9 protein-coding genes are annotated in these 14,339 nt (G+C 61.0%); 6 read left to right on the plus strand and 3 right to left on the minus strand.

Going from position 1 to position 14,339, the window contains the following annotated elements:
* The first annotated feature begins 143 nt into the window (after positions 1-143).
* Entirely contained in the window at positions 144-416 is a 273-nt protein-coding gene (locus DU490_RS15255) for a hypothetical protein (protein ID WP_114575129.1), read from the plus strand.
* Positions 417-526: 110 nt separating this feature from the next.
* Here the strand turns inward: DU490_RS15255 and DU490_RS15260 are convergent, their stop codons facing one another.
* The 3 genes from DU490_RS15260 to DU490_RS15270 all read right to left on the minus strand — a co-directional run bounded on the left by DU490_RS15260 (position 527) and on the right by DU490_RS15270 (position 5,867).
* A complete protein-coding gene (locus tag DU490_RS15260; protein ID WP_114575130.1) occupies positions 527-3,697 on the minus strand; it encodes a transglycosylase domain-containing protein in 3,171 nt (1,056 codons plus the stop codon).
* 156 nt (positions 3,698-3,853) lie between these two features.
* Positions 3,854-5,347 (minus strand): tRNA uracil 4-sulfurtransferase ThiI, encoded by a 1,494-nt coding sequence (thiI, locus tag DU490_RS15265; protein WP_114575131.1) that lies wholly within the window; start codon positions 5,345-5,347, stop codon positions 3,854-3,856.
* A gap of 238 nt (positions 5,348-5,585) precedes the next feature.
* Entirely contained in the window at positions 5,586-5,867 is a 282-nt protein-coding gene (locus DU490_RS15270; RefSeq protein WP_114575132.1) for a hypothetical protein, read from the minus strand.
* 474 nt (positions 5,868-6,341) lie between these two features.
* Here DU490_RS15270 and DU490_RS15275 point away from each other — a divergent pair, with 474 nt between their 5' ends.
* From DU490_RS15275 to DU490_RS15295, 5 genes are all read left to right on the plus strand, one after another.
* Positions 6,342-8,561 (plus strand): TolC family outer membrane protein, encoded by a 2,220-nt coding sequence (locus tag DU490_RS15275; RefSeq protein WP_114575133.1) that lies wholly within the window; start codon positions 6,342-6,344, stop codon positions 8,559-8,561.
* A 109-nt stretch (positions 8,562-8,670) separates the two neighbouring features.
* Positions 8,671-10,842: a type I secretion system permease/ATPase gene (locus DU490_RS15280; protein ID WP_114575134.1), complete on the plus strand. Its 2,172-nt coding sequence runs from the start codon at positions 8,671-8,673 to the stop codon at positions 10,840-10,842.
* Positions 10,842-12,272 carry an HlyD family type I secretion periplasmic adaptor subunit gene (locus DU490_RS15285; protein ID WP_114575135.1) on the plus strand — a complete coding sequence of 477 codons (1,431 nt, stop codon included), beginning with the start codon at positions 10,842-10,844 and terminating at the stop codon, positions 12,270-12,272. Before DU490_RS15280 ends, DU490_RS15285 begins: the two co-directional genes overlap by 1 nt.
* A complete protein-coding gene (locus DU490_RS15290; protein ID WP_114575136.1) occupies positions 12,272-12,895 on the plus strand; it encodes a response regulator transcription factor in 624 nt (207 codons plus the stop codon). Before DU490_RS15285 ends, DU490_RS15290 begins: the two co-directional genes overlap by 1 nt.
* Before the next feature lie 207 nt (positions 12,896-13,102).
* The coding region (locus tag DU490_RS15295) for a retention module-containing protein (RefSeq protein WP_114575137.1) at positions 13,103-14,339 on the plus strand (1,237 nt) is incomplete at its 3' end.

Consider the following 14,339-nt stretch of genomic DNA (forward strand, 5'->3'; position numbering starts at 1 on the left):
TGGCATAGCTGGGCAATGCTCGCCATTAGGTCATTGAAAACGCTGTTCGAGAAAATATTGACTGAAGTAACTAAGCAATGCTATTTAGCGCTACCGGCAATCTCTGCCGGAGTGAAAATCGTAACTTTCGAGGGTTTGTGAACATGCCGCTGCGCCACTGTTTACCCATTCTGATGGTGACTCTCTTCGTCACCGGTTGTGCCAGTAACACCACCATTGCTCCACGTTACACTACCGACAATCCCGATCTGCTGAGAATCGGCGGCGAACGTCCCTCCAACCCGGATGTGTGGACGGAAAACGCCGGCTCCTTCTGCATCGAGGTCACCGAGCGCTGGAGCGAGCACGGCAAGACGCCCGACGGCCAGGTGCTCTGGGCGAAAGACACGCTGCGCAAGGTCGTTCCCTGCCGTTAGGTAGAGATATTCAGTTCTATCTTTAGTCCCTTATTCCAGGCCCGGTATAACGATACCGGGCTTTTTCTGCTCTTTCGCCAACGCAGGGCAAACATCGTGTTCGCCAGTACTCAGCTGTCTCTCATTGGTGAGCCGATGTCCTCGTTGGTGCCTCCTGATTTGTCAGCATCACATACGCCTCGTCCGGGCTGGAGGTGGGGGCGCAGGATCGGCTCCATGCCCTTGAGCACCTGTACCGGCAGTGCCGACGTGAAGCGGAAGTTGTCGGACTCACTGCCCGCGACATAGGCAGTTAGGGTGCCGAAATGGTCGTCACCGAGATAGAAGACGAAGGTGGCGGTACGGTTGCGTGCCCTGGAGTCGATGACCTGGCCGCTTCGCGCCACGGTTTCGATTCGGTTGTTTCCGGTGCCGGTCTTGCCCCCGAGGGTCAGGGCTGTCCCGTCCTCCAGGGTAAAGCTACCTTGCAGCCGGCGCGCGGTACCCCCATCCACCACGCTGGAAAGCGTTTCGCGCAGGGTCGCCGCCACTTCAGATTCCATTACCTGCTGGGCGAGGCGGTCTGAGTGCAGGAAGCGGGTTTCGTAAGGGGTGTCGGCCGCGAAGTGCAGGTCGTCGATGCGCAGTGTCGGCAAGCGCACACCATCGTTGAGGATGATGCCCATCAGCTCGGCCAGAGCCGCTGGACGATCCCCGGAAGAGCCCACCGCGGTGGCAAGCGAAGGAACGAGATACTCGAAGGGGTAGCCCAGTCGCTGCCAGCGCTGATGGATGTCGAGGAAGGCTTCGACCTCGAGCATGGTGCGGATACGCACATCCCTGGCGCTGCGGTGGCGGGTCCTGAATAGCCAGTCATACACCTCTTGACGTTCCTGCTGGCTGGCGGCGGCAATATCGAAGAAGCTCGCCTCGGGATAGTCCAGCAGGTAACCGAGCAGCCACAGCTCAAGAGGGTGGACCTTGGCGATATAGCCCTGATCCGACAGCGAGAAGCTGCCCGGCGCATTACGATCATACAGTTCATCGACCCGGCGCTCGCTGAGCGTCGTGGTGGTGGGCAGCCACTCGGCGAGAAAAGCAGCGAAGGCAGTGCGGTCGGCCTCCGGATAAAGGTAGCGATGCACTGCCGCCAGGCGCGGGGCAGTATTGCGCAGGCCGCCGAGGAAGGCCTCCAGGCGCGCATTGCTGTCGAGGTTGCGATACTTGTTCCAGAAACGCTGCAGGAAGGCGCGACCTTCGCGGTCGGCAAAGCGTTGCAGGTACTCCAGCCGACGTGGGTCGAGGTCATCCTCCAATAGCTGACTGCGATGTTCGTTATGGTGGGTGCTGTAGCTCACCAGGTCCCGCAGGAGCCGGATGAAGGGCAGGTTGAGCGATTCGCGCATGGCCTCCTTGAGCGTTGGGTTGCGGCCGTTGTCCTCACGACGGAAATTGCTGAAGGTGTGGCGCCCACCGCCGGTGAAGTAGGCTTCGTTGGGGCTGGCTGAATAGCGGCGATCCATGGCGGCATCGAGCAGTTCCGCCAGTGAGAGATCGGGCCGGGTGACCAGACTGTCGACGACCCAGCGGCTGAGAACGTCCTGGCGGTCCAGCTCGACCCGTCGCAGTGATTCCGTCAGTTCGCCGGCGTAACGCCGGTGGAGCTCGGCGATGACTTCCAGGTAGGTCGCGAGCACCCTGAGCTTGGCAGTGGAGCCTAGCTCCAGCTTGCTGCCTTCGTTGATATCGAAGGGCTGGCCGGTATTGTCGGTCTGTACGCGGACGCGAAAACTGTCTTCACCGCGTTCATAGAGCGTAAAGCTGTAGCGAACCTCTCGCGTCTTCTCCGGCGACAACAGGCGGTCGCCGAACAGACCGATCTCGCTGGCGAAGTCAGGGTCGGCCAACTGGTACAGGTAAGCCGTGACCTGCTCCTGCAGTCCGCCGTGCAGCGTTGTCCGGGCGCTCAAGTCGAGCCGGTCCAGATCGTAGAACGACTGGCCCAGCAGGCTTCCAAGGCGACCACGAGCTGTCTGCAGTCCCTTGTCCTGCTCGATCCGCAGTTCTGCCGGGTCGCCACTGAAATCGCGGAAGGTCAGCTGCTGAGCGAGAGCCGAATCGCGTAATGCGGGGGCGATGATGCCTTCGTCGGCGAGAAGCCTCAGGTAGCTGTCGGTGAGTTGCTCAAGCGCCAGGCGACCCCCGTTGAGGTACCAGGAGGGCCGTCGCTGGGCAATCATCAATGCCACGATCTGGCGCAGGGCCAGCCCTTGAGCCAGCTCATCTCCCCGACTGCCGCTCGCCACCAGTTGGCGATTGAAGGTGTCGAAGTCCTCGCCGAACCACACCCAGAGCGCATCACCGATGCCGTGAACCTCGCCGTATCCAGGAGCCGCGGCCAGCGGCACCGAGTTGATGTAGTCCAGCGCCACGTCCTGGCGCGCCGATAGCGTCTGGGGGCCATGCATGTAGCTGCGTACGCTGGCAGAGATCATCTGGCGTAGCTTCTCCATGGGAGAGCCCGTCAGGCCGCCGGGGGAGTGGCGGTATTTCTCCAACTGTGTGGCAAGCGTGCTGCCGCCGGAAGACTGGCCGGAGACATCCAGCGCCCGGCCGACCTGGGATACCGCAGCCATGGTGAATCGAGGCCAGTCGACGGCCGGATTGGCATAGGGCGTGCTGTCATCGAGCAGGTGGCGATTCTCGATGAACAGCAGCACCTGCAGCATCAGGGGAGGGACGGTATCGAAATGGGGGTAGTGGCGCTGGGGGTGGCGAAACGCGTATAGCGTTTCCCCGCGACACTCCATCAGGGTCAGGCCGGCTTGCGTCTTTTCCGCATAGGGCGGGAAGAAACCACGCTTGGCATACTCCAGCAGTGGGGCTGAAAAACGTGCCTGTTGGGTTATCTCGTAGCCCCTTTCCAGCAGCCGTGCCTCGATTTCGGGCAACTGGGTATAGCCCAGGCGCTGGTCGAAGGGGCCGTGGCTGGGAAACAGGATACGTTCGCTCTGCCCCGGGGCCACGGTGTAACGCAAGGTGCCCGCATAGCGCGAGAGTTCCTGGGCCTGGAAGTGAGAGGTACGCGCTTCGGCCACCAAGAGGGTGGCAAGGGACACGGCGAACAGGGCCAGTAGAGTCGTCAGCACCAGATACAGGAGCCGGTGTGACCTGGCCGGCAAGGGTGCCGGCTCGAGAGGTGGCTCCTCGATGAACAGGGAAGCTCTTCCGCCCGAGGCGCTTGTATCGATCCAGGCCTCAGCGGATGAGTTCCGGCGTAACGAACCCCGTTGCGGTGCCATGCACCTCTCCCTTCTGCCGTTTCCTTTCTGCTTCTTGTAGCTTAGCGTGAAGTGAGAGATACAGTGATTTTACAAACGGCAAGAAGTGCAAGTTTTTGACAGAGCGGCAAGATATTGTTTGTGCGTTGATCGTAACATCGGCGAGTCGACCCGCTATCAGGTGCCTCGGTAGATACCGAAGTGATTCAGGCCACGGTCAAGCAGGTGCATGACTTGCATCCGGCTCATCACACCCTGATCGCAGTAGAGTAGATAGCGACGATCACCCGGCAGTGAATCGGCTTGCGCCTGGAGTTCGTAGAAGGGGATCTGCAGGCACTCGACTCTCGCAAGTGTGAGCGGGGTCGACTCCCGCTCGGTGGGTGGGCGAATGTCGATCACGCTGACGTTTTTTTCACGTGCCAGCTCCTGTGCACTCTGTACGATATGCAGCGCCGGAACCGGCTCCGATGTTTTCATGTCTGCTGTCACCTGCTCCAGAAGCCGCTCGGAGCGGGTCATGCTGACGCGCTCGATGGCGGTATCGAGCACACTGAAGTCGAATCGCTGTTCGGCGGCCACTACCCGATGGCGCTGCGCCTGGGTGTTGGGACGCTGGGAAATGGCTCCGCAGACCTCCGGCATCAACTCGGCGAAGCGGGCTGTGCCGATTCGTCGGGCAGTGTCGATAATGTCCTGCTTGTCTTCGACAACCAGCGGACGAAGTATCGGCAAATCGCTGGCCTCATCGATCAGGGCAAGGTTGGTCAGGCTCTGGCTGGAAACCTGGGCGATGGCGTCGCCGGTCACCAGTATGGGTATTCGGGCGCGGGCAGCGATACGATTGGACGCTCGCAGCATCATGCGTTTCAGGACGACGCCGATCAGGCCATCAGGGATGCTGCGCTGAAGCTCGGCGACGACCCCCTCAAACGGAACCGAGAAGAAATGCACTCGATGTGAGCGGCCATAGGACTGCCAGAGGTGGTGACAGACTTCACGCACGGCTTGCTCATGACCGGCTCCGCCCAGGTCGAAGAACAGGAAGTGGGTCTTGATCCCGCGCCGGATCATCTTCCATGCGGCTACCGGAGAGTCAAAGCCACCCGAGACCAGCGTCATTGCCTGGCCCTGCACACCCAGCGGATATCCGCCGAGGCCGGGCCAGCGGTGCCGAACCAGTCGCAGGTGATTGTCGATGACATCCACCCGCACCTCGATATCCGGTCGTCCGAGATTCACCCTGGCGCTGGGCACGGCGTCCAGCAGGGCTTGCCCTAGGTGTCGCTCCATCTCTTCGGAGGTGAAGGCGTGGTGGCCTCTGCGCTTTACGGTAACGCGAAAGCTGTGGCCGGCCAGCGACTCCTGCCAGGCTGCCAGCAAATGCCTCGCGGTATCGTCGAAAGAAAGGAGAGGCAGTTCATCGACGCTTTGCACCTCGTGTATTCCAGGGATACAGGCCAGGGTGGTCTCTACCTGGCGGCGCAATGCCGGCGTCGCCGTCTCCGGCAGTTTGACATGCAGCGCATCCCAGCCGCCCTGTACGCGAAAGCCTTCGCCCAGGGGGCGCAGCACATTGCGTACGTTGCCGACCAGGCAGCGGGTCATCTGGCGGCGGACGGAGCGCGACTTGATGGTGATTTCGGGAAACAACTTGAGTAAGTAGTACATCGGTAGGTGCTTGTAAAAGAGGCGTAAAATCATGAGTTTGCCCATTATAGCAGGGCGCGGGGCGGAGGTTGCCAACGCTGGCGTTGATTACCAGCATTGGCGACACCACCGGGAGGCCTGCGGCCTCCAGTCGTGAGCTGAAGCTTCCTCCGACAGGGTGGCAATCGCTTGCCACGGCAGGAAAAGTCCGCTGTTGGAGCGCTGCTCCGGAAAGGGTACGGGTATCGGATGGCAGGGCTCAGTAGAGCGCTTGCTCCTCGCCTACTACCTCCTTCAGTAGCTCGAGGAACAACTTGTCGGCTTCGGAGTGATCTGCGGGATCATCGGGGATATGGATGCCGGTGGTGTCGGAGATTTCGTTGGCGATGCGAGACACGACCCCCTCTTGGTTGTCCTCCACCAGGTGACGCCTTGCGATGGTGAGCGACTGCTCGAGGATCTGCGGTTCCTGGAGAAGCTTCTTGATGAACCCGCGCAATTCATTGATCACGCGAGTCTTCTGAATTTCCGATGCGGACATGACGGTCTCCTTGTGATGATGGCCGTGTCGGTGATGGCCGTGTCGGTGATGGCCTGACGATAGCATGTTTGACGGCGGTCGGGAGAGGCCTGAAAGGATAGGCGCGACTCGGTCCGGGGTTCGCCTGGGGCGCCGCCGGGCGTTGCCCTGGCTGAAGTGTGGCGACAAAGTGAAAAAGCGTTTACACGGAATCTGTTGGACAAAATGTCAAGCTCGGTTACGCTATATTACAAAGCAATATTCATCAGTAAAAAGGCTGTGATGTGTCATATTTTGTCGGTTGGTTAACTTAGTACTAAAAGGCTCATATAAGTGCCACCCGACGTCAGCGGTAGAACAGGTTCCAAAAGGAATCGGGAAAGGATGCACCACCCGCTTTGGCCGGGTGAGCCCCGAAACAATAACAAATCAAAAGATATTTCAAGCCGGACCAGCCCGCATGTCATGCGTCCGAACTCATGAGAAGGGAATGCCATGAAAAAGAAAACCGACCTACCACGTGCCCGCTTTCTGGCCAAGGCCATCGTGCTGGGCTCCTCCTTGACGCTAATGCCGATTACTGCCGCCGTTGCGCAGAGTCTGCCGTCGGGCATGGCTGCCCCGGGGGCTGCCGACCTGCAGCAGGTGATACGTCAGGCACTCACCACCAACCCTGAAGTACATGCGGCCTGGAACGGACTGAGTGCTGCCGGGCACGATGTGAGTGTGGCACGAGGCAACTACCTGCCCAGAATCGATGTGACGGCCGGGATCGGTCGTGAAGACAGCGGGGATGGGCGCGGCAGCTACGACACGGATTTCGCCGAACTGACGCTGAACCAGATGATCTATGATGGCTTCGCCACGCGGAGCGAGGTCGAGCGACTGGACCGCGCCAAGCTGGTGCGCTATTACGAGCTGCTGGGTGCCAGCGAGAACGTGGCGCTCGAGGCAGCGCGAGCCTATCTGGATGTCAGCCGATATCGAGATCTGGTACGTCTGGCCCAGGATAACTATGCGGACCATCGACGGGTATTCAATCAGATCGAGGACCGGGTGCGTTCCGGCGCCGGTCGTGGGGTCGATCTCCAGCAGATATCCGGTCGCCTGGCGCTGGCCGAGTCCAACCTGATGACCGAAGCCTCCAACCTGCACGATGTGACGGCGCGGTACCAGCGTATCGTCGGCTCCCTGCCTGCCGAGAACCTGGCACCGGCGCCACGGCTCGACGACCGCCTGCCGCCTTCGGTCACCGATGCGGTCAACATGGCCTTCGAGGGGAATCCGGAGTTCCACGCCGCCATCGAGAATATCGAAGCGTCACGCGCCGAACAAGCGGGAACCCGGGCGGATTTCCAGCCCAGGCTGGACCTGCGAGGCCGTGCCGGCACCAACAACGAAAGCGGCATCGCAGGGCGTCGCGACCAGCACAGCATCGAGCTGGTCGCGAGCATGAACCTGTACCGTGGTGGAAGCGACCTGGCCTCTTTCCGTGCCGCCAGCGATCGTGTCGAGCAGTCGGTCAATCTGCGTGACAAGGCGTGTAACGATATCAGGCAGACCACCCAGATCGCCTATAACGACACCCAACGATTGCGCGAGCAGATGCAGTACTTGAACGAGCATCGCCAGTCCATCGACCGGGTTCGCGGCGCCTACCAGCAGCAGTTCGATATCGGTGAGCGTACGCTGCTCGACGTGCTGGACAGTGAGAACGAATATTTCGAGTCCAGCCGCGCTTATGTCAATGCCGAATATGACGTCGTGCTCGCCGATGCGCGGACGCTGGCGGCCATGGGGCAACTGATGCAGGTGCTGGGGGTGGTGCGCGACGACATGCCGACCCTGGCCGAGATGGGCAGCGACGGTGTCGAGCGAGATCCTAGTGTGATCTGCCCAGTGCAGGGTCCGGCCGGCTTTACCCTGGCGGACCTGACCGGTGGCATCAGCATCCCGGCACCCGTCCGGGGGCCGGATGTGACCCTCTCTGCCGATGCCCTGTTCGCCGTCAATAGCGCCGTACTGACCCCGATCGCCAGGAATGAGCTCGATACATTGGTCACCCAGATCCGTGACCGGGAAAATCTCGGTGGCGTTTTCATTGCCGGCCACGCTGACAGCACTGGCACCGATGCCATCAACGATCCGCTGTCTCAGCGCCGAGCCGACAGTGTCGCCGACTACTTGGTCAGCCAGGGCGTGCCGCGCAACCTGATCGAAACACGGGGCTACGGTTCCCGTCAGCCTATCGCCAGCAACGATACGGTGCAGGGCCGTCAGCAGAATCGCCGTGTCGAGGTAACCCTGGAGACACGCCAGGAAAGTGCCAGCCGCCTTCAGCAGCAAGGGCAGCAGGCCGAGGCCGTGTTCGGCAGTGTACCGATTCCCGTGGCTCAGGAGGCGACCGAGATGGCATTCGGGACGGGCTTGTACGCCAGCATCCCGCAGGCTCTGGCTGGCGCCAAGGGTTTTGATATAGCAGTTGCCGCTATGGAGGATGCGGTGTTCTTGCAGGTGGCTGCGCTGTCACGGGAGTCCTCGGCTGCCGATTTGCGTGATCAACTGAGCCGGGCGCTGGAGCGTCCCGTTACTCTCGCCAGCGGTTCCGGCCTGCATCGGGTCCGCCTGGGGCCGATCGATACTCGCGAACTGGCTGAGTTCCAGGCTCGGCTCGGCCAGATGGGATATCACGGTGCTTATGTGGTGCGTGGCTAGGGACGAGCAATGCACTCCCTATGAGCCCGGTTACGGCCGGGCCATTGCCTGATGACAGGGCGCATGTCCGCTGCAGCCTGCATCGTTCCCGCTTTCGCAAGAGGTGGCTGTGACCCTAAAGGAAAATCTTGAACCGGCACCGGAGTCGGCGCGATCCGCAGTGCGTGATGAACTGCTCGCCTGTTTGCAAAGCATCGCCCTGGTGCATGACCATGGCGTCACTGCCGAGTCCCTGACGGCGGGCCTGCCACTCGAGGATGGCAGGCTGACGCCCGGGGTCTTTCCTCGCGCCGCCACCCGGGCAGGTATGACGGCAAGAATCGTCAAGAGCCGCCTGGTACAACTCAATCCGGCTCTCTTCCCTGTCGTCCTGCTGCTCGAGCCGGGCCGGGCCTGCGTGCTCGTCGCCCTGGACATCAAGGCGTGGCAGGCTCAGGTTATCTTCCCCGAATTGGGAGAAGCGGTCAGCGAAGTCAATCTCGATGGCTTGATCGGCAGTTACAGCGGCCAGGCCATCTATGTGCGTCCGCGTTTCCGTTTCGATGAACGCGGTCCGGAAGTGAAACGGCAGCGGGCTCGCCACTGGTTCTGGGGCGTTATTCGCGAGAACCGCAAGCTCTACCGCGACGTCATCATCGGTTCCTTCCTGATCAATCTGTTTGCCGTGGCGATGCCGCTGTTCGTGCTCAATGTCTACGACCGGGTGGTGCCCAACCAGGCGACAGAAACACTTTGGGTCCTGGCAGCCGGTATCTTCGTCGTGCTCTGCTTCGACCTTGTGTTGCGCCTGATGCGTAATGCCTTTGTCGATCTCGCGGCTAGCCGGGCCGACGTAAAGCTATCGTCCTCCATCATGACCAGGGTGCTTGGCCTGCGCATGGAGGCACGGCCGGCTTCCACGGGCTCCTTTGCCGCCACCCTGCAATCCTTCGAGTCGGTTCGGGCCTTCATCGGCTCGGCGACGGTGGTCTCCCTGGTCGATTTGCCGTTCGTGTTGCTTTTCGCCGGCATTATTGCCCTGATAGGTCCGCCGCTGGTGCTGCCTGTCATTGTCGGCATCCTTTTCGTGCTGCTCTACGCCATGGCGGCGCAGGGCAAGTTGCATGAGCTTTCCGAAACCACGTGGCGCATCGGTGCGCAGCGCAATGCCACCCTGGTGGAGTCGATTTCAAGCCTGGAAACCGTCAAGACGCTACGTGCCGAAAGCCGTATCCAGGGCTCCTGGGAGAAGGCGAGCGCCTTCCTGTCGCGTACGGCGGCTCAATTACGCCTGGTCAGCTCCTCCGTGACCAGCGTGGCCCAGTGGGCACAGCACAGCGTTGCCGTCAGCGTGATCATCATCGGTGTCTACCTGATCATTGATGGCCAGCTGACCCAGGGCGGCCTGATCGCGGCGTATCTGCTCTCGTCCCGGGCCATGGCACCGGTTAGCCAGGCGGCGGCGTTGCTGGCGCAGTACCATCAGTCATCAACGGCTTTGCAGTCGCTCAATGGCGTCATGGAGCGACCGGTGGAGCGGCCCGAAGGGAAGCAATTCATCAGCCGCCCGGTCATCCGCGGTGAGATCCGTTTCGATAAGGTGACGCTGCGCTATCCGGAAGAGGAGCGCGATGCCCTGCGTGATATCTCATTGAAGATCGAGCCCGGCGAGAAGGTTGCGTTACTGGGCCGGGTCGGCTGTGGCAAGTCGACACTCAACAAGGTGATGCTGGGCCTCTATCAGCCTACCAGCGGTGCTGTACTGGTTGATGGCGTCGACATTCGTCAGTTTGACCCCATCCAGTTGAGGCGCCATATCGGCTACGTTCCCCAGGATGTCAGCCTGTTCTTCGGTTCGCTGCGCGATAACGTGGTGGCGGGCGGTGGCAGCGATGGGGTGGATGATGAAGCGCTGCTGCGTGCGATCGAACTGGCTGGCTTGCAGAGTCTGGTTAACACCCATCCCCACGGCGTGGACCTGCAGGTAGGTGAGCGTGGCCAGTCGCTTTCCGGAGGGCAGCGCCAGGCCGTTGCTATTGCACGGGCGTTGGTTCACGACCCCCAGATACTGCTGCTGGATGAGCCTTCCAGCTCCATGGATCATGCCAGCGAGGAGAGCTTCAAGGCGAGCCTGCAGTCCTATGCAGAAGGTAAGACCATGATCGTGGTTACGCACCGTACGTCATTACTGTCGTTGGTCGATCGCATCATCGTCATCGACACCGGCAAAGTGGTTGCCGATGGTCCCCGTGACAAGGTGGTGGAGGCACTGCGCAAGGGACAGATCGGGAGGGCCAGCTAATGGCCAAGGTAAAGGGGCCTACGGCCGAACAGCAGGGGTTCGAGGCGATCGGGCGCTTTTCCGAGGTAGGCGGCAAACCGTTTCGGCCATTCATCGACCGTCTCTTCGCTCGTCGCGTTACATCGGCTCACCTCAATCGAGACTGGGCGAGCGATGCTGACTGGGCGCGCATGCAGCAGGACCCGATTCGAGCGCGGGCCTTCCTCTATACTTTTTTCCTCGCCGTGGCGGCACTGATCACCTGGTCGTACTTCGCTTCCATCGACGAGGTGACACGCGGAACCGGGCGGGTGATCCCTTCTTCTCAGTTGCAGAAGGTACAATCCTTCGATGGTGGGGTGGTGCAGGATATCGAAGTGCGTGAAGGGGAGTTCGTCGAGGCAGGACAAGTGCTCATGCGCATCGACCCGACTCGCTTCATAGCCAACTTTCGTGAAAACCGAGCCCAGGCGATGGCACTGCGAGCCCGAGCCGAGCGACTGCGAGCCCTGGTCACCGACACGCCCTTCAATCCCGATGAAGAGCTGCGCAATGAAGTGCCCGAAATCGTGGACCAGGAGCGCGAAGTCTACGAAAGCCGACGAGAGGAACTGCGCGAGCAGGAAAGTATTCTGCGTGACCGCATACGTCAGCGTGAGGAAGAGCTCAACGAAGCCAAGGCGCGTCGCGACACTGCTCAGCGCGAAGCCAACATGGCGAGTCAGGAGCTCAACCTGACCCGGCCGCTGCTGCAGTCCGGGGCGGTATCAGAAGTGGACATCCTCAGACTCGAGCGTGAGGTCTCGCGGGCTACAGGCGAGCGCAATCAGGCGGCGGCCGCGGTCGCTCGACTCGAAGCGGCCGTTGAGGAGGCGCGCACCCAGCTGCGTGAACTCGGTGCAGAACGACGCAGCGCATGGCGCAACGACCTGGCCCAGACCATCGGTGATCTCGGTGCCTTTGTCGAATCCAGTGTTGGCCTGGAAGACCGGGTTCGCCTGGCTGAGGTGCGCTCCCCGGTTGATGGTGTTGTGCAGCGCCTGGCTATCACCACCTTGGGTGGGGTCGTGCAACCCGGGCAAGAGGTGGTGGATATCATTCCCAGTGACGATCAGCTGCTTGTCGAGGCGCGTATCGCTCCTCAGGACATCGCCTTTTTGAGCCCCGGCCAGCCGGCAACGATCAAGCTGACCGCCTACGATTTTGCTATCTACGGTGGACTCGAGGCTGAACTCGACCATATCAGTGCCGACACCATCACCGACGAGAATGACAACACCTTTTACCTGGTGCGTGTGAGAACGCTTGATGGGGAGGACCTGGGCAGCGATCTCCTGGTTATTCCCGGCATGACGGCCCAGGTAGACATCATGACCGGTAAGCGCACTGTGATGCAGTATTTGCTCAAGCCCGTTCTTCGGGCATGGAGCGACTCTATGGGGGAGCGTTGATGGTACATTTCTTCGTTTGTCACGGGCGCGACGAGATTCCTCGCTGGCGAATGGCATTTCCCGAGTCGAGCTGGGTAGGACCGACACAGGCGATGGAGCAGGTCGGGCGGGGAGACATGGCATGGGTCATGAGCAATCTCGACGGCTGGGAGACCCTGGTCAGGGATCTCGCTGACCGAGGTGCCATCCTGGTCGTGCTGAGTTACACCCCGGACCCCGCGCAAGCATCGCTGGCCCTGATTGCCGGTGCTCGCGGCTATGCTCACGCGCTTTCCCCTGCAACACTGCTGCGCCAGGTTGCGCTCGTCACGACCAACCAGGGTATTTGGGTGTTGCCCGAACTCTTGACTAGTGTGGTCGGGGGCACCTTCAAGGCGCTGGGAGGCAGGGCGCGCATGCAAGGTGACGTTCTGGGAGCGTTGACTGAGCGGGAGCGCACGGTGGCGGTCGCCGTGGCCGAGGGCAGGACCAACAAGGAAGTTGCCCGTGAACTCGACATCACCGAACGGACCGTCAAGGCCCACCTCGGTGCGATATTCCGTAAGCTTGGCATTCGCGACCGCATGCAGCTGGTGCTGCGTCTTTCCCAGCAGGAAGTCGACATAGCCGATCCAAGCCACTGATCCTAAGCATTTTTCTACGCTGTTGCTCATTAATTCGCCCGTTCATTCTGTCGGGCGTTTCTCGTCAATGTTTCTGTCCATCGGTCCAATATCAATGCAACGTTTCGTAACCTAATGTGACGGTATAAGCCAGTAATGGGGCTGCCCTGGATATTCCCAGTCGACCCGTTCAGGCGCCAATAATGATCAAGTCGCGGGGAGTCACCCATGAGCATTGCTACTGTCGTATCCATTTCCGGTCAGGCGTGGGCGCGTGATGCCGATGGCAACATGCGTGAACTTCGCGTGGGTGACACCCTGGTCGAGGGCGAATCGCTAATCACTTCCGATAATGGTCGCGTCGAACTCGATTTTGCCGACAGCCTGGACCCGACCGTCATCGAGGGTGGCCAGGTCGTCGCCATGACACCTGAACTCGATGCCGACCTGCCTGTGGACATGGGTGAGTTCAGCGCCCTGGACGAAGACCTGGAAGCACTGTTGGCAGCCCTGGAGGATGACGACGTCGACCTGCTTGACGTGCTCGACGCCACCGCGGCCGGTGCCGGCCCGGGCGGCGGCGCCGATGGCGGCCACACATTCGTCCAACTGGCCCGTATCGCCGAAAACGTCGACCCGCTGGCGTTCGAGTTCGGGGAGGATGAGTTCGAAGAGTCGCCGGAAATTGAAGGGGCGGGGCTGTTGGTGGCTGAGGCGGAGGAAGAGCCGGAACTGATAACTGAGCCCGATCCGTTGCCGCCTGGCTCCATCACGGTGTCGATCGACAACATCAATAGCGAAAACGTTACCCAAGTGCCTATTACCGGGACGACAAGTAATGTTCCGGTTGGTAGTACGATTACCATCGTAGTAACGGACCAGGAGGGAAATACAGCCACTACGGAAGCAACGGTCAATCCTGATGGTAGCTATCAAGCGGAGATCGACCTTACCGACCTGGTCGATGGGCCCGTATCCGTTGATGCAAGTGTTGTCGATCAAGCCGGTGAAACGCAGACCGCAGACGATGACGCGGTCAAGGATACTTTTGCCGAGGCCAGCATCACCATCGACACCATTGCCGGTGACGATGTGATCAACGGCGAAGAAGCCACTCAGACCATCACCATCACCGGTACCGTAGGCGGTGACGCCCGCGAGGGCGACACCGTTACTCTGACTGTGGGCGGCCAGGAGTTCACCGGTCTGGTGGGCGAGGACCTGACCTACGCCATCGACGTGCCGGGCAGCCTGCTGGCCGACAACGACAGCGTCAACGCCGAAGTGACCGGCAGCGACGACGCGGGCAACCCCTACAGCGCCGATGCTGATCGTAGTTATGATGTCGACACCACCGCCCCGACGGTCACCGTGACCCTGGGCGACGACGGCGCCCCGCTGGCCGAAGGCGAAGAGACCACCATCACCATCGACTTCAGCGAAGTGGCCTACGGCACCGACGGCC

Source organism: Halomonas sp. DQ26W (assembly GCF_003339685.1).
Classification (GTDB): domain Bacteria; phylum Pseudomonadota; class Gammaproteobacteria; order Pseudomonadales; family Halomonadaceae; genus Halomonas.

What these genes read in the sequence shown, in the direction of transcription:
- DU490_RS15285 (WP_114575135.1), top strand. Translation starts at nt 10,842, where the DNA reads ATGGCCAAGGTAAAGGGGCCTACGGCCGAACAGCAGGGGTTCGAGGCG.
- DU490_RS15270 (WP_114575132.1), bottom strand. Translation starts at nt 5,867, where the DNA reads ATGTCCGCATCGGAAATTCAGAAGACTCGCGTGATCAATGAATTGCGC.
- DU490_RS15255 (WP_114575129.1), top strand. Translation starts at nt 144, where the DNA reads ATGCCGCTGCGCCACTGTTTACCCATTCTGATGGTGACTCTCTTCGTC.
- thiI (WP_114575131.1), bottom strand. Translation starts at nt 5,347, where the DNA reads ATGTACTACTTACTCAAGTTGTTTCCCGAAATCACCATCAAGTCGCGC.
- DU490_RS15275 (WP_114575133.1), top strand. Translation starts at nt 6,342, where the DNA reads ATGAAAAAGAAAACCGACCTACCACGTGCCCGCTTTCTGGCCAAGGCC.
- DU490_RS15260 (WP_114575130.1), bottom strand. Translation starts at nt 3,697, where the DNA reads ATGGCACCGCAACGGGGTTCGTTACGCCGGAACTCATCCGCTGAGGCC.
- DU490_RS15290 (WP_114575136.1), top strand. Translation starts at nt 12,272, where the DNA reads ATGGTACATTTCTTCGTTTGTCACGGGCGCGACGAGATTCCTCGCTGG.